Consider the following 22,703-nt stretch of genomic DNA (forward strand, 5'->3'; position numbering starts at 1 on the left):
GCCACGTGCGGGCGGACGGCATACGAGGCGGGCGGTGGCCTGCGCCGCTCACCGTGTGACGGCGAGCGGCGTACGAGAGGCGTTCCCGCCGGTCAGGTGAGCTCGGCGCAGGTGCGGGCGTCGGGGTCCTTGGCCCCGTTCGGCACCCAGCGGACGTTGGCGAAGGACGCCGAGAAGGCTCCGTCGGTGTAGACGAGGAACGGCGTGTTGACGTTCTCGAAGTCCAGGCCGCCGGCGGCCAAGCAGGACACCGGGATCTTGACGGTGGCCTTGCTCCCGGCCGGCAGGTTCTGGAACAGCGACGTGGCCACCACCTCGGAGAAGCATGGGTACACGCAGTGCGCGCTGATCACGGTGCGGGCGGCCGGGGGCTGGTGGACGATGGTGTCGAACTCCAGGGCGGCGTCGGCGTTGAGGTAGCCGCGCAGGTCGCTGCCGCCCGCCGGGTCCTGCATGTAGATCTGCGCGGGCCCGGTGCCGGTCCAGGTCGCCTTGAGGCCGTCCTGCTGCACGTTGACGTCGGAGGGCACCACGTTGATCTCGGAGTGCGCCGCCTCGCCGTCGACCCCGATCTCGGTGCCGCCCCAGTTCTCGGCCGACCCGATGAAGCTCTTGTAGGGGGCGACGTCCGTCCGGTTGAAGATCTCCAGGTCCTCGGTCGCGGTGCCGCCGCCGCCCGTCGAGCCGCACCCGGTTTCGGGGGTGGTCTCGTCCAGCGTGCCGACCGATCCGGTCTGCCCGTAGCGCAGGCCGTAGCCGAGCGGGAAGAGCGGGTCGTAGCCCTCGTCGCCGGCGTTCAGCGGGGTCTGGCAGGCGCTCTTCGGCCAGGAGTACGACAGCTTGCCGGTGTACCCCTCACTCCTGTGCGAGCCGCGCACCAGCAGGTCGGCGACGCCGCCGCCCTCGGTGCCGGGCAGCCAGGCGGCGACGAAGGCGTCGGAGCGGTTGAGCTCCTTGTTGACCCACAGCGCGCGGCCGGCGACGTACACGGTCACCACGGGCGCGCCCTTGCCGCGGACCTTGTCCAGGACGGCGAGATCGGCCGGGTAGAGCTTGGCCGCCTCCAGGGAGCGACGTCCGAGGTCGCCGACGCCCTCGGCGTACGGAGTCTCGCCGATCACCGCGATGACCGCGTCGTAGGCGGAGGGGTCGACGCCGTCGGCCGTCTCGCTGAAGGTGACGTTGGCCGCGCCCAGGACCTCGCGCAGGCCGCCGAGGATGGTCGTGCCGTTCGGGAAGTCGGCGTTGGTGTTGCCGGTGCCCTGCCAGCTCAGGCTCCAGCCGCCGGTCTGGTTCTGCATGCTGTCGGCGCTCTTGCCGACGACGAGCACCTTGGAGCCGGTGGCGAGCGGCAGCACCTTGCCGTTGTTCTTGAGCAGGACCTGCGACTCGCGTACGGCCTTACGGGCGAGCGCCCTGGCCTGCAGCGCGTCGGCCGACCCCGCCTTGGCGCGCGCGGAAGGTTTCGGGGCGCTGAACACCCCGGCGCGCAGCTTCACGCGCAGGATGCGGGTCACCGCGTCGTCGATGCGCGCCATCGGGATCTCGCCGCTCTCGACCTGGGCGATGGTGTTGGCGATGAACGCCTTCCAGTCGTTCGGCACCATGACGATGTCGATGCCTGCGTTGACGGCCCGCGCGCAGCTGGAGTTGGTGCACCCCGTGACCTGGCCGATGCCGTTCCAGTCGGAGACGACGACGCCGTCGAAGCCGATCTTCTGCTTGAGGATGTCGGTGAGCGCGTGCTTGCTGCCGTGCATCTTGCCCTCGTTGATGCCGAGGTCGGCGTTCGTCCAGCTGTTGAACGACGCCATCACGGTCTGCGCCCCGGCCGCGAGCGCGCCGTAGTAGCCCTGCCCGTGAATGTTGATCATCTCGGCCTCGGAGGAGGGGTTGACCCCCTGGTCGGTGCCCTTCAGGGTGCCGCCGTCTCCGATGAAGTGCTTGGCGGTGGCGATGACGCCCTTCTCGCCGATGCCGCGCGGGTGGGTGCCCTGCAGGCCCCGGACCGCCTCGTAGCCGTAGGCGCGGGTGATGCGGGGATCCTCCGAGAAGCCTTCGTAGGTGCGGCCCCACCGGTCGTCGCGCACGACGGCCAGCGTGGGGGCGAAGGCCCAGTCCTGGCCGGTGGCGCGGATCTGCGTGGCCGTCGCCGCGCCGATGTCGCGGACCAGGCAGGGGTCGTGGGCGGCGCCGAGGCCGATGTTGTGCGGGAAGATCGTCGCACCGTAGACGTTGTTGTTGCCGTGCACGGCGTCGATGCCCCAGATGACCGGGATCTTGGTCCTGGTGCCGACGGAGGCCTGCCAGTACGCGTCGGCGAGATCGAGCCAGGCCTTCGGCGAGGCGTGCTTGTCACGGCCGGGCCAGGAGCCGCCGCCGTTGAGCACCGAGCCGATGCCGTACTGCGCGACCTCCTCGGGGGTGATGGCCGAGATCTCCGGCTGGGTCATCTGGCCGACCTTCTCGGCGAGGGTCATGCCGGCCAGGATCTCCGCCACCCGCTTCTCGTCCGCGGGGTTCTTCTTGATCCGGCTCTCGACCTTGGGCCAGTCGGCGAGCGTGGGCAGGGTCTTCTCGATGCGAGCGCAGCCGTGCTCGTCCATGGCGGGTTTCCCGATCACCGGCTGCCTGGCGCCCTTCGCGCTGTCGGCGCCCGCACTCGGAACGCCGGTGGCGCCGCCGGCCAGGAGTGCCAGGCCCGCCAGCAGCGCCGTAGCGCGGCGGCGAGCACCTGATCGGACAGGAGGTCTGGTCATGAGCGTCCGTTCTCGATGCACTGCGCGGGTCGTGCACGGCCCCCCGCAGCCGCACTGGCCAGATCCTGACCCTGTGAGCGCGCCTCCGTCAATAGGGCGCTAGAGCGCTCTCCCAGGGCGTTGCCGTACCGATGACCGGGGCACGAGCGGGCGGTCGGCGTCGATCACCCGTATGAACTGGAACGATGACCGCCGCCGACCGTGATCGCAGTCCGGGGCGACGGTTCGCCAAGAGAGCGCTTTCCTGTACGGATCCGCGAGCGGTCAGGCCGGCCGGAGCCGGAACAGCTCCTCTGCCACCTGCACACAGGAGACCCCGAGCTCGTGGGAGGAGAAGATGTGCAGGCTCTCGGCCGTCTCGATCTCCAGCAACTCCCAGCGCAGCCCGTACCGGGCGTTGCGGGCGACCCTGATGTGCGCCACGCGCGGCCAGGGCACCCGCTCGCGCCGTGCGAGCCCGGTCACCATCGTCAGACCCCCCTCGTCGGCGGTGAGTCGCACCGGGGCCACGACGTCACGAAGGGCGAACCCGGCCAGCAGGACGGCGGCGGCCGCGCACAGCAGCATGCCGCGCGGATCGCCGGAGACGGCGAAGGCGATGACGGCGAAGGCGGCCGCGGCGGCCCCCTTGAGGAGGATGAACTCGCGCCGCACCCGCCACTGCCGGAATGTGCCGGTCATACAAGAACGCTACCGCCCGATCGGGGAGCGGCGGCTCAGTCCACCAGGTCCAGGCAGGCCGCGACGATGGCGTCCGCGTCCAGCCCGTGGTGGCGGTACACGTCCTCGATGCTCCCCGACTGGCCGAACCGGGTGACGCCGAGATGGGTCGCCGGCACCTGGTGGACGCCCGCGAGGAAGGCGAGCGTGTGCGGATGGCCGTCCACGACGGTCACGAGCGGGGTGGCACGCCGCGTGGGGAAGACGCTGTCGAGGATCCAGGTGGGCGCGTCGCCGTGACCGCCCCGGCTCCGCAGGCCCTCGAACAGCAGCCCGGGACTGGTCGGGACGACGACGTCCGCGCCGATGCCGAGCCCCGCCAGGCGGTCGGCCGCTGCGAGCGCCTCTGTCACGACCGCGCCCATCGCGGCGATCGTGACGGCGGGGCGGTCGTGCCGCCTGAGCGGGTAGGCCCCGGCGACGACCTGCCGCCGGCGCAGCTCACGGGCCGCGGGGTCGGCGGGCACGCCGGCCAGTCCCTGGTCGACGGGACGGGTGGACAGCCGCAGGTAGGCCGACCGCCCGTCCGGCCTGCCGAGCCGCGCCAGCGCCGCCAGCAGGCACCACTCGAGGTCGATCGCGAACGCCGGCTCGTAACTCGTGCAGCCCGGCTGCTCGAGGCCGATGGACGGCGTCTTGATCGACTGGTGGGCTCCGCCCTCGGGACCGAGGCTGACCCCCGACGGCGTCCCGACCAGGATGGACTGCCCGCCGGCGTAGATGCCGAACGACCATGGTTCAAGGGCCCGCTCCACGAACGGGTCGTACAGCACCCCGATCGGCAGCAGGGGCCGCCCCCAGCGCGACCAGGTGGCGCCGAGCTCGCCGAGCAGCCCGACGAGGTTGGTCTCGGCGATCCCCAGTTCGATGTGCTGGCCGGTGGGCCCCTCGCGCCAGTGCAGGATGGTCTCGGCGTCGTCGTCGAACCAGTCGGGCCGCTCGGCGGTGGCCCAGACGCCCACCTTGTTGAGCCAGCCGCCGAGGTTGGTGCTGGAGGTGACGTCCGGGCTGACGGTGACGACGCGGCGGCCGACGCCCGGTGCCTGCCGGCTCAGGTCGAACAGGGTGCGCCCGAGAGCCGCCTGGGTGGTGGCGGTGCCGTGCGGGGTGCGGCCGAAGTCGGCGGGGACGTCGGGCACGCTCTCGGGCACCGGCGGCGTCCTGCGCAGCCGCCGTGCCGTGTCGGCGCAGCGCAGCGCGGCGCGGCCGCCCTCGGGGAACGGCGCCCACGGGTCGTCCGGGTCGGCCCCGACCCGGGCGGCGAGCGCGCGAAGCTGGTCGGCGGTCAGCAGCGAGGAGTGGTTCTGCGGGTGGCCCTCGGTCGCCAGGCCGTGGCCCTTGACGGTGTAGGCGAAGATCACGGTGGGGCGGGTGTCGTCGATCGCGTCGAACGCCTGCCGCAGGGCCGTCAGGTCGTGCCCGCCCAGGTTGCGGATGGCGGCGTGCAGCGTCGCGTCGTCCACGCCGTCCAGCAGCCGCGCGATGCTCTCCGCCTCTTGCTCGGCCGCCGCCGTGCCGGGGACCGACGGGGACGCGCCGGACAGGCGTGCGCGCAGCTCGGCGGGGCCGCAGCGCAGCAGCCGCTGGTACTCGGGGTTGGACATCCGGTCGATGCGCGCCCGCAGCGCCTCGCCTCCCGGCCTGTTGAAGAGCTCCTCCAGCAGCCGGCCGTACTTGACGGTGAGCACCTGCCAGCCGGCCGCGGCGAACATGCCCTGCAGCCGGGTGCCGCCCATGTTCGGGACCACCCGGTCCAGGGACTGGCGGTTGAAGTCGACGATCCAGACGACCTCGCCCAGCTCGGCGACCTGCGGGTCGAGGATCGCCTCCCAGCAGGCGCCCTCGTCCAGCTCGGCGTCGCCGACCAGGGAGTACTGCCGCCCGGTGCCGGCCCCGCCGAAATGGGCCTCGACGTATCGGCGGGCCAGCGCGCCCCAGATCGGCGCGGTCGCGCCGATGCCGACCGAACCGGTGGAATAGTCGGCCGGGTCGGGGTCCTTGGTGCGGCTGGGGTAGCTCTGCAGGCCGCCGAAGGCGCGCAGCGTGGTGAGGTACGACGCGTCCAGCTCGCCGAGCAGGTGGTTGATGGCGTGCAGCACGGGCGAGGCGTGCGGCTTGACCGACACCCGGTCGTCCGCGGTCAGGGATGAGAACCACAGCGCCGTCATGATCGATACCATGGACGCGCTGGAGGCCTGGTGGCCGCCTACCTTGAGTCCCGACGGGTTGGGGCGCACCCTGTTGGCATGATCGATCATGGCCGTGGACAGCCACAGCACCCGCTGCTCGATCTCGCGCAGGACCGCCAGGTCCGCGGGCTCCGAGAGCTCCGCGAGGCCGGCGGTCGGAGCCGGAAGGGCCGCGAGGTCCGCCCTGTGGTTCATCGGATACCCGCCTCCAGCAGACGTCGGCCGTCGCCCATTGAGCACATTGCTGAGCCATGCTGACCACGGGCGGCTCGTATGCGCAAGCGCATCTTGCTTAAGTAAGCTTCATGCACGGTTTTGTAGGGGTCACCCCAGGAAGGTGAGGCAGTATGCGCAGCTCGGGGACGCTCGACCGGGTCGACGCGCGCCTGCTGCTCGCACTGATCGACAGCCCGCGGGCCACCGTGCTCGCGCTGGCCGAGCAGGTGGGCCTGTCCCGCAACACCGTGCAGGCGAGGCTCGCCCGGCTGGAGGAACGCGGGGTGCTGGCGGCGTTCGAACGGTCCCTGGATCCGGAGATCCTCGGCTACCGGCTGACGGCGTACATCACGGTGCGAGTCGACCAGCACCTGCTCGGCGCGGTGTCGGACGGCCTGGCCGGCATCCCGGAGGTCATCGAGGTCCTCGGGATCAGCGGCGGGGACGCCGACCTGCTGGTGCGGGTCGCCGCGCGGGACGCGGACGACCTCTACCGGGTGGCCGGCCGCATCCTGGCCACGCCGGGGGTGGAGCGCACCACCACCGCGCTCGCCATGCGGACCCTGGTGGGCCACCGGGTCACTCCCCTCCTGCGGCGCGCCGCCTCCGCCGAGGACCGTCCGGCCGCGCGGCCCGGCACCCGGGACCGAGCGGCCCCGGACGCTACTCCTTGACGGCTACACGCTCAGCGGGCTGGGGGGCCTCGTGATATGTCATGTCATGCACCGTCTCTGGGTCGACGTCCTACCGCGCTCTCCGATCGCGGCTGCCCCGGCGCCGAGGCGGCAAACGCGATCCGAACCCTGGGAGGAAGCCGTGCGAACACGCCGAGAGACCGTCACCGTCGCCGTCGCCGACGGCGGTTTCGACATGGACCTCTGGACTCCCGAGCGAGGCGGCGGCCCCGGCCTGCTCCTCATCCAGGAGATCTACGGCGTCGGCACCTACATCCGCAAGGTCGCCGAGGACCTGGCCGGGCTCGGATACGTCGTGGGCGCGCCCGACCTGTTCTGGCGGCTGCAGCGCCACTGGCAGGCCGATCACGACGACGAGGGGCTGGCCGACTCACTGAAGATGGGCTCGCGGTTCGACTTCGAGCTCGGGGTGGCCGACTCCGAGGCGGCCCTGGGCGCGCTCTCCGCGCTGCCCGAGGTGACCGGCGGCACCGGCCTCATCGGCTTCTGCCTCGGCGGCTCCCTCGCGTACGCGCTGGCCGCCCGGACCCACCCGGCCGCCGTCGTCTCCTTCTACGGCTCCATGGTCCCCGACGCGGTCGGCCTCATGGACCGGATCGACGCCCCCGTCCAGTTCCACTTCGGCGGCCAGGACCCCTACATCCCGCGCGACAAGGTGGCCCAGGTGGAACGGGCCGTCGCGGGGCGGGACGGCATGGAGATCCACGTGCAGGAGGCGGCCGGCCACGCCTTCCACAACTTCGACGCGCCGCGGTTCTACCACGCGGAGGCGGCGGAGGCGGGCTGGCGGCTCGCCGCCGGCTTCCTGGCACGCCACCTGCCCGCCGACTGAACCGGCGCCGTGACAAGCCGCACCGGCCGCCGCGGGCTGACCGCGACGGCCGGTACGGGAGCGGTGGCAACCACCACGTGGCCGGTACCACGGGTGGCCGGGACGGCTATGGGATGAACCGCTCGTTGGGCACGCAGTGGGTCATCTTCAAGCCGGTCACGTCCCGGGGGCCGTTCTTGCCCAGGTTGGACAGGCGCTCCTTGTCCTCCTCGGTCAGATCCTGGCTCGCCAGCGGCTCCAGGTGCGCCACGTCCTCGGGGCCGATGCCGAGACCGGCGCCCACTCGCAGCCCGAGGTCGTCCTCGACCATGAGCAGATGCCAGACCATCCGCTCCTGGACGGGCCGGACGCACTGGGCGAGCAGCGTGGTGAAGTTGAGCACCAGGTCGTCCCGCTCCCACTGCTCCATGAGCAGGTAGCGCTGGCCGGCCTGCTTGTAGTCGTTGGTCCGCGGGATGCGCTTGCGGGTGAGCCGTCCGCTGATCGTCGGGCCCACCTCGTCGTGGGTCGGGTGCTCCGCCTCGCGGAGCCCGCCGGTGATCGAGGGCTCGTAGTTGACGTGCGGGCTCTCCCCCTGGCCGTCGACGTGGTAGGTCATGAAGCCGTCGCGCTGGTTGGTGCGCACCTCGGCGTTCTTGGCCTGGTTCACCGGCAGTTGCAGGTAGTTCGGCCCCACCCGGTGACGCTGGGTGTCGCTGTAGGAGAACGTCCGCCCCAGCAGCATCTTGTCCTCGGAGAAGTCCAGCCCGTCGATCAGCACACCCGTGCCGAACGAGATCTGCTCGTTCTCGGCGAAGACGTTGGCGACGTTGCTGTTGAGGACCATCCGCCCGACGGGCAGCGCGGGGAACTGATCCTCCGGCCACACCTTGGTGTCGTCCAGGGGGTCGAAGTCCAGCTCGGGGTGCTCGTCGTCGGTCATGATCTGCACCAGCAGCTCCCACTCGGGGTGGTCGCCGCGGTCGATCGCGTCCCGCAGGTCCTTGGTGGCGTGGCCGAGTTCCAGCGCCTGGACGGCTGCCGCGTCGGCGGCCGTCATGCTGCGGACCCCCTGCTTGGGCATCCAGTGGTACTTCACCAGGTGGGTCTCGCCCTGCTGGTTCACCCACCGGTAGGTGTTGACGCCGAACCCCTGCATGTGGCGGTAGTCCGACGGGATGCCGCGCGGGCTGAACAGGTTGATGATCATGTGCATGCTCTCGGGCGACTGCGACATGAAGTCGAAGATGCGGTTCGGCTCCTGCCGGAAGGTCACCGGATCGGGCTTCAGCGAGTGGATCACGTCGGGGAACTTGATGGCGTCCCTGATGAAGAACACCGCCAGGTCGTTGCCCACGAGGTCCCAGTTGCCGTGCTCGGTGTAGAACTTCACCGCGAAGCCTCGCGGGTCGCGGGCGGACTCGGAGGAGTCCCTGCCGCCGATCACGGTGGAGAACCGCACGGCCACGTCCGTCCGCTTGCCGGGCTCGCTGAACGGGACCGCGCGGGTGTAGCGGGAGATCGGCTCGTCCCCGAGGTAGCCGGTCGCCTCGAAGTACCCGTAGGACGTGGTGCCCCGCGCGTGGACGACGCGCTCGGGGATCCGCTCGCGGTCGAAGTGGCTGATCTTCTCCAGGAACTGGTAGTTCTCCAGCGTGACAGGGCCGCGCGCTCCCACCGTCCGCTGATCCTGGTTGTCATAGACCGGGTGGCCTTGCCGGTTGGTCAGCACAGGCCGCTCGTCATCCGGCTGCGGGCCCTTGCTCGACACGTCCGTCATGACGGCGGCTCCCTCCTATGGCGGTCGGTCGTCCTCCCCTATCCGGTTTGCGGGTAAGTAAAGCCCCCCTTCAGGTCAAGACCTGTTTGTGGGACGGACCACCGGCCGCGAGGGCCTTATGGCTTCCGGTCGTTGCTGCGGTCGGGTCGTCTCTGGTCGGAGGCACGGTCGCGATCGATGAAGGGCTTAGTCAGTCGTTCCACGCTGCTGTGATCATCGTGTCGTTCATCGGGACCGCCGTATCCGCAGGTGCTGTCGCATTGCGCGATCCAGAGCGCGAGGCAGCCGCGGCCCAGAAGCATGGCCAGCGCGCCGGGGGCCGACCCGCCCGAGGGGCGGCCCGTCTGGACCGTCCCCCGGAGGGATCATTGGCCGGTCGTGGCGTACGCGGGAGCGGACGTCGACGGCCTCCGCCTCCGGGCCGGGCGCCAGGTGGCGACCATCGCCAGCGCGAGCAGCAGTTCGGCGATGTCCCCGCCGTAGTACATGATCTCCGCCGCGCCCTGCCGCGACGCGACGGGCACCGGGACGTCGACGAGCAGACCGGCGTACATGAGCTGGGAGAGCGTCGCGTGCGCCGCGATCGCCACGCCGAGCACGACCAGCCGGTGCGGCACCGCCGGACGGCGCGGGGCGGGATCCGGCCCCGCGATGACCCAGGCGAACAGGCAACCGGCCAGAACGAAGTGCGCGTGGACCAGGTGATGGACCACCGGCTGACCGGCCGACAGCCGGTACAGCGGGGTGGCGTAGAGGGCCACCAGCCCGCCCACGTTGAGCGCGAGCGCCGTCCACGGGTTGGCGAGGACGTGCAGCGCCGGATTCCGCAGGACCGCCGCGACCACACGCCGGCCACGGGGCGTCGCCGACCGCAGCACGAGGGTCACCGGCGCGCCGAGGACCAGCCCGAGGGGGGCCAGCATGCCGATGAGGAGGTGCAGGAGCATGTGGCCGCGCAGGTCGTGCTCGGCGAGCGTGGCCACCGGAGGCAGGAACCCGGCCGCCAGCAGTGAGGCGCCCGCGAGGAAGGCCGCCGTCCGCCAGTGACTCCAACCTCGCACCTCCGAGCGGCGCCGCGCCGCCGCCACCGCGTAGCAGCCCGCGACCACGACCGCCGCCACCGCCGCCACGAACGGCAGCACGTCCAGTGCGCCACCATGGCCGTGCATGTCGTACATCGGAGGCATGTCGCGGGTCGGAGGCGACTCGTGGGCCCAGGGCGTCTCGTCCATCCACGTCCAGCGCGTGCCCCGCGCCCGCGGGATCTCCTGCGGGAACACGCTCACGGCTCCCGCGTGTGGCCCGGGGACTCCCGGCACACGTCGAGTACCGTCCCGCCGCGCTGCAGCAGCCACCCGCCCACCACAAGCACGGCACCGAGCAGGAGGAAGGCGACATCCCACCACATCTGATACGGGCCGCCGTGCACGTGGTGGATGCCCAGGATGTGGTGGTCGATGATGCCCTCGACGAGGTTGAAGATCCCCCACCCGACCAGGCCCCAGCCCCACAGCACCCGCGACCTCCAGATCCGGCCGCGCGAGTGGGTGACCCTCGAGTACAGCAGCCAGAGTCCCGCGAGCACCGCCAGCCAGGTGAACACGTGGAAGAAGCCGTCCCACAGCGTGTTCATCCGCAGGCCGGGCACGGTGTCCGGCGAGTAGTAGCGCACCCCGATGTTGTCGGTGTCCGTGCTGCTCAGCATGTGGTGCCACTGCAGGACCTGGTGCAGAAGGATGCCGTCGACGAACCCGCCCAGCCCCAAGCCCAGGACGATGCCCGGAAGGGCGATGCCCCGGTTCGTACCGGCCACCCGGGCCGGCCTGATCGCCGTCATGGCTCCCCTCTCAACCCGCTCCGGCGGCGGGCGAAAGTTCACCTGAGGTGCCCGGACCCACCAACGCCTCCCCTCCCCCGAAGCGGTCGCCATAAGCCCGACTTGATCATCTGCTTGCCCGGTCAGGTGTCCCGGCGGAAGATCAGGACCAGGACGCGCAGGGCCAGGACCGAGGCCACCACCAGCAGGTTGTAGGCGAACAGCTGGTACAGCGAGACCTCCGCGGTCACCTTCGGGCCCGCGTCGGTGCCCAGCAGCAGGACCGCCATGATCCCGGTGGTGGCGGCCAGCACCGTCAGCAGCACCTGGTGCAGCATGGCGGTGACATGCCTGCGGTCGCGCTCGTCGGCGAACAGCCGCACGTTCAGGCTCAGCCGCCCGTGCTCGGCCGCGCCGACGATGCGCTCCACCCGGCGCGGCAGCCGGCGCAGCATGGGCAGCAGCGCCGCCACCTCGTCGGTCACGATCCGCCGGACGGCCGCCGGGTCGCGCCGCTCGGCGAAGTGGCGGACGGCGAACGCGCGCGCCTCCGCCACCAGGTCGAAGCCGGGTTCGAGCGCGGTGAGCGTCCCCTCGACCGTCGCCAGCGTGCGGAACACGGCCGCCACCTCCGGCGGGACGGAGAGCCCATGCCCGGAGACGATCTTGAACAGGTCGGTGAACATCCGCGCGCCGGCCGCCGGGACGCCACCGCCGCTCATGTGGCGGGCCATGAACCGGCCAAGCTCGCGCTCCAGCCGCTGCTCGTCGATCTCGTCCGGGCGCGGCACGACCTCCAGCAGCGCGTCGGACACGCCGAGAGGGTCCCCGCGGTCCATCGCGAGCAGCAGCCGCTGGAGCGAGGCGCGCAGCGAGCCGTCCAACCGGCCCACCGAGCCGAAGTCCAGCAAGCCGAGACGCCCGTCCTCGAGCAGCATGATGTTCCCGGGGTGGGGGTCGGCGTGGAAGACGCCGTCCACCATGATCTGCCGTAGCAGCGTGTCGAGCAATGTACGAGCCAGCATCACCGGCTCAGCGCCTCGCTCCTCCCCCGGCCCCGCCACGCCCTCCCCGCCGGCGGTGCCGTCCCCGACCTCCGCGCCGTCTCCGATCTTCCCCTGACCGCCGGTCTCCCCGGCGTGCCCGGTCGCGCCCGCGCCCGGGGCGGCGGCGCCGAGCGGCGTACCGTCCAGGCGTTCCATGACCAGCACGCGCCGGCCGCACAAAGGCGCGTAGGGGTCAGGCACGTGCACCGCCGCGTCACGCGAGCCCGCGGCTACGGCGGCCATGTTGGCGGTCTCGACGCGGAAGTCCAGCTCCTCGTGCAGGGCCTCGGCGAACCCGCGCGCCAGGTCGCGGACGCCGATCGCGCGCCCCCACCGCGTACGCGCCTCCAGGGAGCGGGCGAGCCGCGCCACGATGTCGAGGTCGCGCTCGACCACCTCGGCGACCCCGGGGCGCTGGACCTTCACCACCACACGGGCCCCCGAGCGCAGCCGGGCGGCGTACACCTGCGCGATCGACGCCGAGGCGAGCGGCCGTCGCTCGAACTCCGCGAACACCTCCTCCACCGGCCCGGGCAGCTCGGCGGCCAGCACGCGCTCGATCTCCTCCCACGGTGCGGGCGCCGCCCTGTCCCGCAGCAGCGTCAGCTCGTCGATGAACTCCGCGGGCAGCAGGTCGGGACGGGTGGACAGGATCTGGCCGAGCTTGACGAACGTGACGCCCGCCTCGTCGAGGGCACGGCGCAGCGAGTGCGCGAGCCGTGCCCGCCCGGAGGCGCCGCCGAGGTCCGGCCGGCGCCCGCGCAGGTACGGCCCGAGCCCGTGGCGGGCGAGGATCCGGACAATGGTGAAGTAGCGGCGCGACCTGACGACCCTCCCGCGCAACGAGCGCACCAGCTCGACCGGACCGGGCAGGGACCCGGTGGGCACGAGCGCCTCGGCCACCGCCAGGAACACCATCGCCGCGAGCAGCGCGCAGGCCACGGCCAGGATGAGGAACCACAGCGGGGCGAGGCTGGAGTCGTCCGGCGAGACCGAGCCCGCCATCGCCTTCGCGATCGGCCCGGCCAGCACGAAGGCCAGTGCCCCGGCCAGGAACGCGCGCAGCAGGCCGAACGTCAGGTTGAGCAGCCGCCGCGCGGCCGCGGCGAACCCGGCGATCATCACGACGACGGTGACGGCGATGGCGATCGATATCCCAAGATCCACGAGCTGCCTCCGTACGGTCCCGCACACCCTCACCGCCGCCCACGACGGCCGGGAGACCTTATCGCGCACTTTGCCAGCATTTCTCGGCCATACGCCGAAACAACCCATCCAAACGGCAGCGCACCCGAGCGCACGGTGCGCACCGGGCCAGGCAGGGGAATCGGGGCGAACGGCGCATGCCCCGGCGGTACGAGGGGGGTGGACGGGCGGCACAATCGTCCTGTCCGGATGTGAGCGGGTTGGGGGAGAAGGGAGCCGGCCGTGCGCGCGGTGCAGTATGACGGGTTCGGCGGGCGGCCGGAGGTTCGCGAGGTCGCCGATCCGGCGCCGGGGCGTGCGGGGGCCGTGATCCGGGTGGAGGCGACCGGGCTGTGCCGGAGCGACTGGCACGGCTGGATGGGCCACGATCCCGATATCCAGAGATTTCCGCATGTGCCGGGGCATGAGCTGGCCGGTGTCGTCGAGGCCGTCGGCGACCAGGTGAGCAGGTGGCGGCCCGGCGACCGCGTCACCACCCCGTTCGTGTGCGCCTGCGGGCGCTGCCCGGCCTGCGCGGCGGGCGACCAGCAGGTCTGCGAGAACCAGACGCAGCCTGGCTTCACCCACTGGGGATCGTTCGCCGAGTACGTCGCGATCGAGAACGCCGACGTCAACCTCGTCGCGCTGCCCGGCTCCATGTCCTATCCGACCGCGGCGAGCCTCGGCTGCCGCTTCGCCACCGCGTTCCGCGCGGTCGTCGCCCAGGGGCGCGTCGCCGCCGGCGAATGGGTGACGGTGTACGGCTGCGGCGGGGTCGGCCTCTCGGCGGTGATGATCGCCGCCGCCTGCGGCGCCCGCGTGATCGCCGTCGACATCTCCCCCGCCGCCCTCGACCTCGCCACCCGCTTCGGCGCCACCCACACCGTGCTCACCGAGAACGCGGCCGGCACGAGCGGCACAAGCGAAATAGGCGGATCCATCGATGCGACGGAGCCGGCCGGCACGGCGGGGCCGGCGCGGGTGCGCGAGATCACCGGCGGGGGCGCCCACCTGACCGTCGACGCGCTCGGCAGCGCCGCGACCCTCGGAGCCGCCATCGAGAGCCTGCGCCGACGCGGGCGGCACGTCCAGGTCGGCCTGCTCCCCCGGGCGGCCGGGCATCCTGCCGTGCCGATGGATCGGGTCATCGGGCTCGAGCTGGAGATCCTCGGCAGCCACGGCATGGCCGCGCACGCGTACCCACCCATGCTCGGCATGATCGCCGACGGGACGCTCCGGCCCGAGGCGCTCATCACCCGCACTATCGGCCTCGGCGAGGTGCCTTCGGCCCTGACCGCCATGGACACGCCGGGGATCACGATGATCCTCCCCCACCTGCCATAACGACCGGAAGCGACCGGAAATGACCCCCACACCCACATGCGCCGGACGCTACCCGCGACCCCCGGAGGTGACTCGCGGACGTGACACCCGGAGGTGACCCCCGGGCGTGACCCTCGGACGCCGGACGTGACCCGCGGACGAGCGGTCGCGACCGGGCCGACGAGCCGGGGCTGGAGAGCCGGTGGCTCTGGCGCCTTGGCAGGGGATGACGTTTTGATCTCGTTTCGACCACCTTGCGGATACGCCCCTGCTACGTTCGTGCCCGCAGTGCCGTGCCTCCGGCGCCGGATGCCGGGAGGCGTCGCCGACCACGGCGCGGGCCTCCCTGGCCCGCGCCGCCACCGAGGAGGTCTACCGCGTGATCGCGTGGCGCAGGATCACCCTGACGGCCGCCGCCTTCGGCGCTACCCACCTGCTGCTCGGATCATGGGCGGCCGGACCGGCCGGGGCGCACGGCGCCCTGGAGAATCCGCTCAGCAGAGCGGCGGCCTGCGCTCCCGAGCGCGGTGAGGCGGCGACGTCCAAGGCGTGCGCGGCGGCCATGGCGAAGAGCGCTCCGAACGCGCTCGACGACTGGGACACCCTCAGGGTCCCCGGCGTCGGCGGGCGTGACCGGGAGGTCATCCCGGACGGCGAGCTCTGCAGCGCCGGGCTCCCCCGGTTCGCGGGCCTGGATCTGCCGCGTGGGGACTGGCCCGCCACAGAGCTGCCCGCGGGCGCGACGTTCACCTTCAAGTATCGGGCGACCATCCCGCACATGGGGACGTTCCGGATGTACGTCACAAAGGACGGATATACGCCGACACAGCCGCTGAAGTGGTCCGCTCTGGAATCCGAGCCGTTCCTGCGGGCCACCGACCCCGCGCTCGTGCGCGGGGCGTACAAGATGAAGGGGAAACTGCCCTCCGGCAAGACGGGCCGGCACCTCATCTACACGGTGTGGCAGAACTCCGACACCCCGGACACCTACTACTCCTGCTCGGACGTCGTCTTCCGCCCAGCCGGCACCGACGCCCAGAACCCCCCGGCGACCGCGGACGAAGAGAGCAGCCCAGCCGGCACGGACGAGGCGAACGGCACGGACGGCACCCGCACGGACGGCCTGAACGACTCGGGCGGTCTGAACGACTCGGACGGCTCGGACGGCGCCGATGGCGAGCAGGCGGCCGGTGAAGCGGACGGCGCGGGCGGTTCCGGCGGTCCGGCCCTCGAATCGGCGCGACCGGCAGCGGAAGCCCGTGACGCCACCCCGGACGTCGGCTGGAGTCGCACCATCCCTCTGGTGGCGGGTGGCGTCCTGCTACTCCTCGTCTGCGCGGGCGCCCTCGTCGCGCTGACTCGCCGCACCGGCGCCCGCCACCGATAACCGGGACACCAGGCACCGGACCCGCTCGTCGGGTGGTCCGGTGTCCGTCCCGGCGGGCTGAGCGGTCCCGGTGGGCCGGCCGTCCCGGAGGCTGAGGGGTACAAGACCCGATGGGCCGACCGTCCCCGAGGCTGAGGCGACGATCCCTCGCCTGCGCCCATCGGCGGACGGCCCGGGGTGGCGGCCCTCCGGCTCGTCCTCGCCCGCTTCGCCAAGCGCTGGAAGGGATGTACGGCCGCCCGGACCGCTGGAAGGGACTGCTGTGCGATCACCTGGAGGGCATCGGATCGGGGTCCCGCGGTCCACACCCGTACGGCGGAGTGGCGTTAACCGTCGGCCGAACCTGGTAGGAAAGGAGGCACGCCTGCCCTGAAACCTGCAGGCCGGAGGAGTTGATCATGCAGTTTGGTGCCGAGCCGCAGGCCGGATTCATCGTGTCCACGGGGGTGCGGCAGGGCGCGGTCGTCGTCCAGATCCAAGGAGAACTGGACTACCGTTCCGCCCTCGTTCTGCGAGACGAGCTCGCCCGCGCATGGGAGATACTGGGCATATCAGCGGTCATTCTTGATATGGGCGCCGTCACTTTCTGCGATTCCGTCGGGCTGAGCGAGCTCATCGCCGCGCTGCGCCGCAGTAAGGCCACCGGCCATGTCCTCATGATCAGCGGGGTGCAGGGCACGCTGCTGCGCGTGCTGACCATCACGGGGCTGCGCAACGCGTTCGACACCTACGAGACCGTCGAAGAGGCCATGCTCGGTGTCACCGCCGCGCCGGCCCCTGCCTCCGGCTCGCCCCAGAGCGACGACAGCCAGCCCCCGGACGCGGCAACCACCGCCGCGGCACCACAGGCCTGACCCTCGCGACCGGCACCCTCAGGAGCGCGCCATCGCGGGGTACGCGCTCGGTGCCGTGACGACCTGTCCTCACCAGGCGGCCCTCCCCACCCGATGTGACCGGCTGTTAGAAGCGGACTTCGTACTCCGGTGAGCGCCGCCGGCCCGGCTGGCCGGGGCCGACGGTCGGCTCGATCTTGCGGATGTAGCCGGCGGCCTCCAGGAGGTCCAGCGCGGGCACCATGGCGGCGACGGTCTTGAAGCGGCGGGCGAGGCGGCGGAACACGTCGCGCCGGCGGAACCGCTGGGCTCCGGTCCTGCGGATGCACTCCAGCACGGCCCGGGCGTCGTCCGGCAGGGCGTCGTCCGAACGGACGGGCGGGCTGACCGCGCTGATCTGCATCCGGGAGGCGCTCTCGTTGCGGATGCGGGAGATCTCCAGGATCAGGTCGTCCAGATCAACCAGCAGCCGGGTGGCGGCGCGGAAGCGCTCGAAGTCATCCTTGATCAGCAGCAGCCGCTCGGCTTCCTCTCGCATGGCTGAATAATGTCATTTTTGGCATTAATGTCAACACGTTGCGGCGGCCCGCCCCGGCCCTGACCGCTCATCCCCGAGGCCACCGACGTGGTCGAGCCGACCCCCGTCCGGACGCCCCTGATCAGGTCTCCGCCTCGCGCACCCTGGCGGAGGCGTCGGCGAGCGCGTACGCCAGGGCGCTGTCGATGTCCTGCTCGCGGCCTCCGGCGAACGCGGTGTCGAACACGCCGTCCCCGAGAGCCGCCCTGACCCGCGACTCGGTCTCCTCGCGCAACCCGTCCGGCCGCGGGAGGCACCTGAGCAGGCCGAAGGCGCGCTCGACCTGCTCGCCGATGCCGAGCAGCCGTGCCGCGCGGTCCATGTCGCCGAGACCCGCCGCCGAGCTGGCCAGGCTCGCCAGCGCCATCGTCATGCCGAGGCTGTCGTGGAGCCGGTGCTTGTCGCGCAGGGACATGCGGGCGTACCTGCCCGCCGAGGAGTAGTCGCCGCGATCGAGTTCGATCAGGCTGCGGATCCAGTCTCCCGATGAGCGCAGCCAGATGTCCCCCCAGGACTCGCACAGCGACCTCTGCCATCGCAGGCACCACAGCGCCTGGTCGGGCCGGCCGAGACGCGTGAGCGCGTACGCCTGGCCGGTCAGCGCGTACGCGAGGCCGGCTCGCCGGTCGCCGCCGTCCTCGTGCATCTCACGCGCGCGCTCGTACATCGCCAGCGCCTCCGAGACATACCCCCAGCGCAGACCGGTGTTGGCGCAGCAGACCGTGCCCCAGCCCACCGCCTCGAGGTCGCTCTGGGAGAACGCCTGCGACAGGCACTCGGTGGCGAGGTCGTTGGCCTCGTCCAGGTCTCCCTGGAAGTCGGCCAGCCACGCGGAAGCCCATAGCGCGCGCGTCAGGCTCGCGCCCGGCGGCCGCCCAAGGGCCAGCGCCCGCCGCAGATAGTGACGGCCCTCGGCGATGAAGCCGCACGCCATCCAGAAGAAGGTGAGCCGCCCGGCCAGGTCGAGGCCCGCGGCGTGCTCGGCACGGTGCTCGAGGCAGAAGTCGAGCGCCGCGCGCAGGTTCGGCAGCTCGTGGCTCATCCGGGCGCGCCAGGCGACCTGCTGCGGGCCGAACCACTCGTCGTCGAACCGCCGGGCGAGCCCGAGGTAGTGGTCGCGGTGGCGGCGTCGCGTCGGCGCTGACTGGCCCAGCTCGCGCAGCCACTCGGCGCCGTACTCCCGCACGGTGTCGAGCATCCGGAAACGGATCGCCGCGCCGGTGTCGACCCGCAGCAGGATGGACTTCTCCACCAGCGCTATCAGGACGTCCTCGACGTCCTCGCGGTGCAGGCCCGTGCCGGTGTCCGGGTCGGCGCACACCGCCTGGGCCGCCTCGAGGTCGAAGTCGGTGGTGAACACCGACAGCCGGGCCCAGAGAAGGCGTTCGAGCGGCTCGCACAGCTCGTGGCTCCAGCCGATCGCCTTGCGCAGCGTCTGGTGGCGCGGCACTCCCGTGCGGCTCCCGACGGAGAGCAGCTCGAACCGGTCGTCGACGCGGTGTGTGATCTGCTCGACGGACAGCGTGCGCAGCCGGCCGGCGGCCAGCTCGATGGCAAGCGGGATGCCGTCGAGCCGCCGGCACAGCAGCGCCACCTCGGGCGTCGCGACGAAACCGGGCACCAGGGAGGCCGCCCGGTCGGCGAACAGCGCGACCGCCCCTTCCCGCGTCCGGTGGTGGGCGTCCACGGGCAGCGGCTCGACGTTGAACCGCGCCTCTCCGGGCGTTCGCAGGAGGTGCCGGCTGGTCACCACGATGCGCAGTTCGGGAGCGGCGCGCAGCAGCGCTTGGACCGTCGTGGCGCTGCCGTCCACCAGGTGCTCGCAGGTGTCCAGCACGATGAGCGAGCGCCGCTCCGCGAGGAACTCCGTGAGGACGGCCATCGCCGGGCGGCCGGGCTGCTGGGGCACCCGCAGCACCGAGCAGACGGCGTGGCCGAGCAGCTCCGGCGCGCGCAGCGACGACAGCTCCACGAACCACACGCCGTCACGGAAGCGGCGGCGCAGGCCGCGTGCCACCCGCAGCGCCAGGCGCGTCTTGCCTACTCCGCCCACACCTGTGAGGGTGACCAGGCGCGACTCCTCCACCATCCGTGCGATCTCGGCGACCTCGCGGTGCCGCCCCACAAAGCTCGTCATCTCGATGGGCAGGTTGCCCGTGCGTGCCCCGGCAGGCACATCCATGGCCGCCCCACGTCACTCGGCTCCAGATGCCCCGTAATCGTAAATCAGCACCGGACGAACGGAAAAGATAGACATTCACCCAGGCCTACGCCTGCGGCGAACTCTCCTTACGCGCCCGCTCGGTTCCTGAAGCCGTATGCCCGGCATCTCGGGGTGAACGAGTGATTCATCCGCGCGCTCATCAGGCGGTACGCGGTTCTGGCACCGTTGACGATACCTGCCGGGTTCGCCGCTTTATCCGTTACTCCGCACATTCCTCAACACCATAGTGAAAATATCTCATATTCCCTGGCACGTTCTTCCGGTCGCGTTCCATGGCCCTCCCGATACATGGTGGTAGACGTACGCACCCGGTTATGTCGCCCCTCCTTCGCGATATCCCGCACTCCCGGCTCCCTCGTCCTGCCCTCTCCGGCCGCAGGCCCGGTGAACATCGCCGGCTCCGGGCCTGACCGGTCGCGGTCCGTCAATAGCCTCCAGACGATGACAGGTCGCGCGCCGCCGGGTCGGACGACGGTGCGCCGTCGGAGGCCGGCTTGCCCTCCGGTGCGGCGGTGTCAGCCGGGGCCGGGTCCGTGGGAGCGGCGCCGGAGGTGTCCGCCGGCGCGGCGGAATCGAATGGGGCGGCGGAGTCGGACGGGCTGCTCCCTCCGCCGCCCAGGGTGCACTCGACGAAGGCGTCGAGGTCGGGCGGCGTGCCCGTCGCCCGGTAGACGCGGGCCGCGATGCGCTCGATGACGAGCTCGCGCTTCTGCTGGAGGGCCCGCAGGAGCGACTGCTGGACGGCCTCGGCGTCCTCCTGGTCCGCGGAGGCGAGCAGTTGCCGGTTCACCGAGGCGACCTGCAGCTCCAGCAGACCGAGGTTACGAGCGACCTCTGCCTTGATCACTCCCGGCACGCCCACCAGCGCCTCGGCCGCGGGCGGGCAGTCGACGGCCAGGCCGGTGCCGGTGGCGGCCGCCGCACCGCCGTCGGCGGGTGCCGCCGTGCCCGCCGGATCGGCCGTGCCGGCGGGAGCCGCCGTACCGGTGGCGGAGTCGGCGGGGGAAGCGGCGTCCGACGCTGCGGCCGTGTCGGAGGGAGCGGCGGACGGGTCCTGGGTGGGGGTCTTCGCCGGCGCGCTGGGCTCGGGGGTCACGAGGATCTCGACAGGCCCCTTGGGCTTGGCGCTCTTAGTCGGTTTCGGGGTCTTGGTGGCCTTCGTGCCGGTGGCCGCCTTGCCGGTGGGGCTCGCCTTTCCGGTGGGGGCTGCGGTCTCCGCCGGCTCGGCGGCGTCCGTGGGGAACGCGCTGAACGCGCTGTCGCTCGGAACCCCCCCATCGGTGGGAACCGCCCCGTCGGTCGGTGCCGCGCCGTCGGTGGGGACCGCGCCGTCGCTCGGCGCCGTGCCATCCGTCGGCGCAGCGCCATCGGTCGGGAGCGCGCCATCGGTGGGCGCGAGGTCGGTCGGGATGGCGGTGTCCATCGGGGCGGGGGCGGCGAGGGCCGCGGCTCCGCCGAACGTGCAGGCGGCGAGGGCGTCCAGGCCCTCCGGCTTCTCGCCCCCGCGGCCCAGGATGGTGACGATCTCCTGGATCAGCACGGCCCGCTGGTTCTCGAGTGTCCCGAGAACGGCGGTCTGGGCGGTTCCGGGGTCGGCGGCGTCCGTTCTCGCGGCGAGCCGCTGGTTGGCGGCGGCGACCTGGATCTCCATCAGGCCCAGGTTCCGGGCGACTCCGCTGATCGCCTGGGTCGGGATGTCGGGCAGCCGCTCGGCGACGCTCGGGCAGGTGGCCGTCGCCGCGTCGCCCGCCTGGAACGACGAGGACCCCAGCAGCTTCTCCCCCGGTTGCCCGCCCCCGCAGCCGGCCACGAGGCCGACCATCGCTCCACACGCCGCCAGGGCTCCGAGTACCTGCCTGAGCTCCCGTCTTCGCTGGTCGCGATACATGCGCACTCCCTCTCGGCTCATGGCCGGACCCGGCGCCCCGCGGCTCGCCGCCGCCGGGCATCGTCCGGCCATCCCTGGGAGATACGGGGATTCAGCCCGAGTTGTTCGATTCTTTCGCGGGGGACGCCTCGGCGAGGCGGTCACGCAGCCGCGTGCGGATCTCATCCGGGGTGTACGCGCGGCGCCGCCGCTCCGCGCGTACGATCACCACTCCCGTGGCCGCGACGCCCGCGAAGCCTGCCAGGCCGAGTATCTTCCACCAGCGCATGTCCATAGGCTAACGGGATGCCAGGTGTAAGCATCGGTCTCGACGAGGCCATCGAACTGACACGCACCGGCGACGTGTGGCTGTTCCGCGGCCGGTCGGCGCCCGACCGGGCCATCCAGATGACGACCAACAGCCCGGTGAACCATGTCGGGATGTCGGTCGTCCTCGACGACATGCCGCCTCTGATGTGGCACGCCGAGCTGGGCCGGTCCCTGCCCGACATGTGGACGGGCGCCCACCAGCGCGGCGTCCAGCTGCACGACCTGCGCGACGCCGTCGTGGTGTGGGCGACCAGGTACGGGCAGCGGGCGTGGCTGCGCCAGCTCGACCAGCCGGTCACCCGGGAGATGGAGGACGCGCTGCTCCGCACCATCGCGCGCCTCGACGGCACGCCCTTCCCGTCCACGGCGCGGCTGGCGGGCCGCTGGCTGCGGGGCCGGGTGCCGGTCGTCCGGCGGCGTGCCCGGGAGGCCACGCTGGAGACGGCGTACTGCGCGGAGGTCGTCGCGGCGACCTATCAGGACATGGGCCTGCTTCCCGCGGGGCGTCATCCGAACTGGTACGACCCGGGCCGCTTCTGGAGCGGCGACGACCTGGAGCTCACTTCGGGGGCGAGGCTGGGCGGGGAGATCTCGGTGCGGATCCCGCCCGACGCGCAGCCACCGCACCGCGCATCCCCGTCTTAGGTGCCGTAACGGGATATAAGAAATATCTCGCCATATAGCGGGATAAAGGCACCTAGCCGTGGTCATTGCCTGCGAGCCCGCAATGACCACGGACCGTACCTGTATGCGCACCGAACGGAGTACGCGCCGAACAGCGATAGAACGTCCCCTTGCCGGTCAATCTCGACTGGTCAGCAATTTTCAGGAAATTTCAGTAAGGCATTGCATAGATCGGGGCGACTGAGTAACTTCCGGGCAACACCCGTGAAACATGAACCGTGGAGGCCCTCGTGGTCTGGCCGCTCCCCCCACGGCCCGCGA

Annotated in this window: 17 protein-coding genes; 6 read left to right on the forward strand and 11 right to left on the reverse strand. The window is 71.8% G+C overall.

What is annotated here, in order from left to right:
• Positions 1–92: 92 nt before the first annotated feature.
• From MYF83_RS35025 to MYF83_RS35035, 3 genes are all read right to left on the reverse strand, one after another.
• Complete coding sequence (locus MYF83_RS35025; RefSeq protein WP_248965041.1) at positions 93–2,759, reverse strand: glycoside hydrolase family 3 protein; 2,667 nt, start codon at positions 2,757–2,759, stop codon at positions 93–95.
• 264 nt (positions 2,760–3,023) lie between these two features.
• Complete coding sequence (locus MYF83_RS35030; protein ID WP_248965042.1) at positions 3,024–3,440, reverse strand: PH domain-containing protein; 417 nt, start codon at positions 3,438–3,440, stop codon at positions 3,024–3,026.
• 35 nt (positions 3,441–3,475) lie between these two features.
• A complete protein-coding gene (locus MYF83_RS35035) occupies positions 3,476–5,863 on the reverse strand; it encodes a thiamine pyrophosphate-binding protein (protein ID WP_248965043.1) in 2,388 nt (795 codons plus the stop codon).
• A 152-nt stretch (positions 5,864–6,015) separates the two neighbouring features.
• On the opposite strand from MYF83_RS35035, the gene MYF83_RS35040 reads away from it, so the two are divergent.
• Entirely contained in the window at positions 6,016–6,558 is a 543-nt protein-coding gene (locus MYF83_RS35040) for an Lrp/AsnC family transcriptional regulator (protein WP_248965044.1), read from the forward strand.
• A 142-nt stretch (positions 6,559–6,700) separates the two neighbouring features.
• Positions 6,701–7,411, forward strand: a complete 711-nt coding sequence (locus tag MYF83_RS35045) for a dienelactone hydrolase family protein (protein ID WP_248965045.1) — start codon at positions 6,701–6,703, stop codon at positions 7,409–7,411.
• 106 nt (positions 7,412–7,517) lie between these two features.
• Here MYF83_RS35045 and MYF83_RS35050 read toward each other — a convergent pair whose 3' ends face one another.
• From MYF83_RS35050 to MYF83_RS35065, 4 genes are all read right to left on the reverse strand, one after another.
• Positions 7,518–9,170 (reverse strand): catalase, encoded by a 1,653-nt coding sequence (locus MYF83_RS35050; protein ID WP_248965046.1) that lies wholly within the window; start codon positions 9,168–9,170, stop codon positions 7,518–7,520.
• Between the two features lie 365 nt (positions 9,171–9,535).
• A complete protein-coding gene (locus MYF83_RS35055) occupies positions 9,536–10,456 on the reverse strand; it encodes a cytochrome c oxidase assembly protein (protein ID WP_248965047.1) in 921 nt (306 codons plus the stop codon).
• Positions 10,453–11,007: a DUF2243 domain-containing protein gene (locus MYF83_RS35060; RefSeq protein ID WP_248965048.1), complete on the reverse strand. Its 555-nt coding sequence runs from the start codon at positions 11,005–11,007 to the stop codon at positions 10,453–10,455. Before MYF83_RS35060 ends, MYF83_RS35055 begins: the two co-directional genes overlap by 4 nt.
• A 122-nt stretch (positions 11,008–11,129) precedes the next feature.
• Positions 11,130–13,199, reverse strand: coding sequence for an ABC1 kinase family protein (locus MYF83_RS35065; RefSeq protein ID WP_248965049.1), 2,070 nt, complete (start codon positions 13,197–13,199; stop codon positions 11,130–11,132).
• A 261-nt stretch (positions 13,200–13,460) separates the two neighbouring features.
• Here MYF83_RS35065 and MYF83_RS44025 point away from each other — a divergent pair, with 261 nt between their 5' ends.
• From MYF83_RS44025 to MYF83_RS35080, 3 genes are all read left to right on the forward strand, one after another.
• Positions 13,461–14,561, forward strand: a complete 1,101-nt coding sequence (locus MYF83_RS44025) for a zinc-dependent alcohol dehydrogenase family protein (protein ID WP_248965050.1) — start codon at positions 13,461–13,463, stop codon at positions 14,559–14,561.
• A 358-nt stretch (positions 14,562–14,919) separates the two neighbouring features.
• Positions 14,920–15,927 carry a lytic polysaccharide monooxygenase auxiliary activity family 9 protein gene (locus tag MYF83_RS35075; protein WP_248965051.1) on the forward strand — a complete coding sequence of 336 codons (1,008 nt, stop codon included), beginning with the start codon at positions 14,920–14,922 and terminating at the stop codon, positions 15,925–15,927.
• 398 nt (positions 15,928–16,325) lie between these two features.
• Positions 16,326–16,781 (forward strand): STAS domain-containing protein, encoded by a 456-nt coding sequence (locus MYF83_RS35080; RefSeq protein ID WP_248965052.1) that lies wholly within the window; start codon positions 16,326–16,328, stop codon positions 16,779–16,781.
• A 106-nt stretch (positions 16,782–16,887) separates the two neighbouring features.
• Here MYF83_RS35080 and MYF83_RS35085 read toward each other — a convergent pair whose 3' ends face one another.
• The 4 genes from MYF83_RS35085 to MYF83_RS35100 form a co-directional block, all read right to left on the reverse strand.
• Positions 16,888–17,298 (reverse strand): hypothetical protein, encoded by a 411-nt coding sequence (locus MYF83_RS35085; protein WP_248965053.1) that lies wholly within the window; start codon positions 17,296–17,298, stop codon positions 16,888–16,890.
• A 121-nt stretch (positions 17,299–17,419) separates the two neighbouring features.
• A complete protein-coding gene (locus MYF83_RS35090) occupies positions 17,420–19,519 on the reverse strand; it encodes an ATP-binding protein (protein ID WP_248965054.1) in 2,100 nt (699 codons plus the stop codon).
• A gap of 466 nt (positions 19,520–19,985) precedes the next feature.
• Complete coding sequence (locus MYF83_RS35095; protein WP_248965055.1) at positions 19,986–21,449, reverse strand: hypothetical protein; 1,464 nt, start codon at positions 21,447–21,449, stop codon at positions 19,986–19,988.
• A gap of 91 nt (positions 21,450–21,540) precedes the next feature.
• Complete coding sequence (locus MYF83_RS35100; protein WP_248965068.1) at positions 21,541–21,717, reverse strand: hypothetical protein; 177 nt, start codon at positions 21,715–21,717, stop codon at positions 21,541–21,543.
• Between the two features lie 17 nt (positions 21,718–21,734).
• On the opposite strand from MYF83_RS35100, the gene MYF83_RS35105 reads away from it, so the two are divergent.
• Entirely contained in the window at positions 21,735–22,403 is a 669-nt protein-coding gene (locus MYF83_RS35105) for a hypothetical protein (RefSeq protein WP_248965056.1), read from the forward strand.
• Positions 22,404–22,703: the final 300 nt, after the last annotated feature.

The organism is Sphaerisporangium perillae (genome assembly GCF_023276435.1).
Classification (GTDB): Bacteria; Actinomycetota; Actinomycetes; order Streptosporangiales; family Streptosporangiaceae; genus Sphaerisporangium; species Sphaerisporangium perillae.

Coding starts and splice junctions, on each gene's coding strand:
- MYF83_RS35025 (WP_248965041.1), bottom strand. CDS start 2,759: ATGACCAGACCTCCTGTCCGATCAGGTGCTCGCCGCCGCGCTACGGCG.
- MYF83_RS35030 (WP_248965042.1), bottom strand. CDS start 3,440: ATGACCGGCACATTCCGGCAGTGGCGGGTGCGGCGCGAGTTCATCCTC.
- MYF83_RS35035 (WP_248965043.1), bottom strand. CDS start 5,863: ATGAACCACAGGGCGGACCTCGCGGCCCTTCCGGCTCCGACCGCCGGC.
- MYF83_RS35040 (WP_248965044.1), top strand. CDS start 6,016: ATGCGCAGCTCGGGGACGCTCGACCGGGTCGACGCGCGCCTGCTGCTC.
- MYF83_RS35050 (WP_248965046.1), bottom strand. CDS start 9,170: ATGACGGACGTGTCGAGCAAGGGCCCGCAGCCGGATGACGAGCGGCCT.
- MYF83_RS35060 (WP_248965048.1), bottom strand. CDS start 11,007: ATGACGGCGATCAGGCCGGCCCGGGTGGCCGGTACGAACCGGGGCATC.
- MYF83_RS35080 (WP_248965052.1), top strand. CDS start 16,326: ATGCAGTTTGGTGCCGAGCCGCAGGCCGGATTCATCGTGTCCACGGGG.
- MYF83_RS35085 (WP_248965053.1), bottom strand. CDS start 17,298: ATGCGAGAGGAAGCCGAGCGGCTGCTGCTGATCAAGGATGACTTCGAG.
- MYF83_RS35090 (WP_248965054.1), bottom strand. CDS start 19,519: ATGGATGTGCCTGCCGGGGCACGCACGGGCAACCTGCCCATCGAGATG.
- MYF83_RS35095 (WP_248965055.1), bottom strand. CDS start 21,449: ATGTATCGCGACCAGCGAAGACGGGAGCTCAGGCAGGTACTCGGAGCC.
- MYF83_RS35100 (WP_248965068.1), bottom strand. CDS start 21,717: ATGCGCTGGTGGAAGATACTCGGCCTGGCAGGCTTCGCGGGCGTCGCG.
- MYF83_RS35105 (WP_248965056.1), top strand. CDS start 21,735: ATGCCAGGTGTAAGCATCGGTCTCGACGAGGCCATCGAACTGACACGC.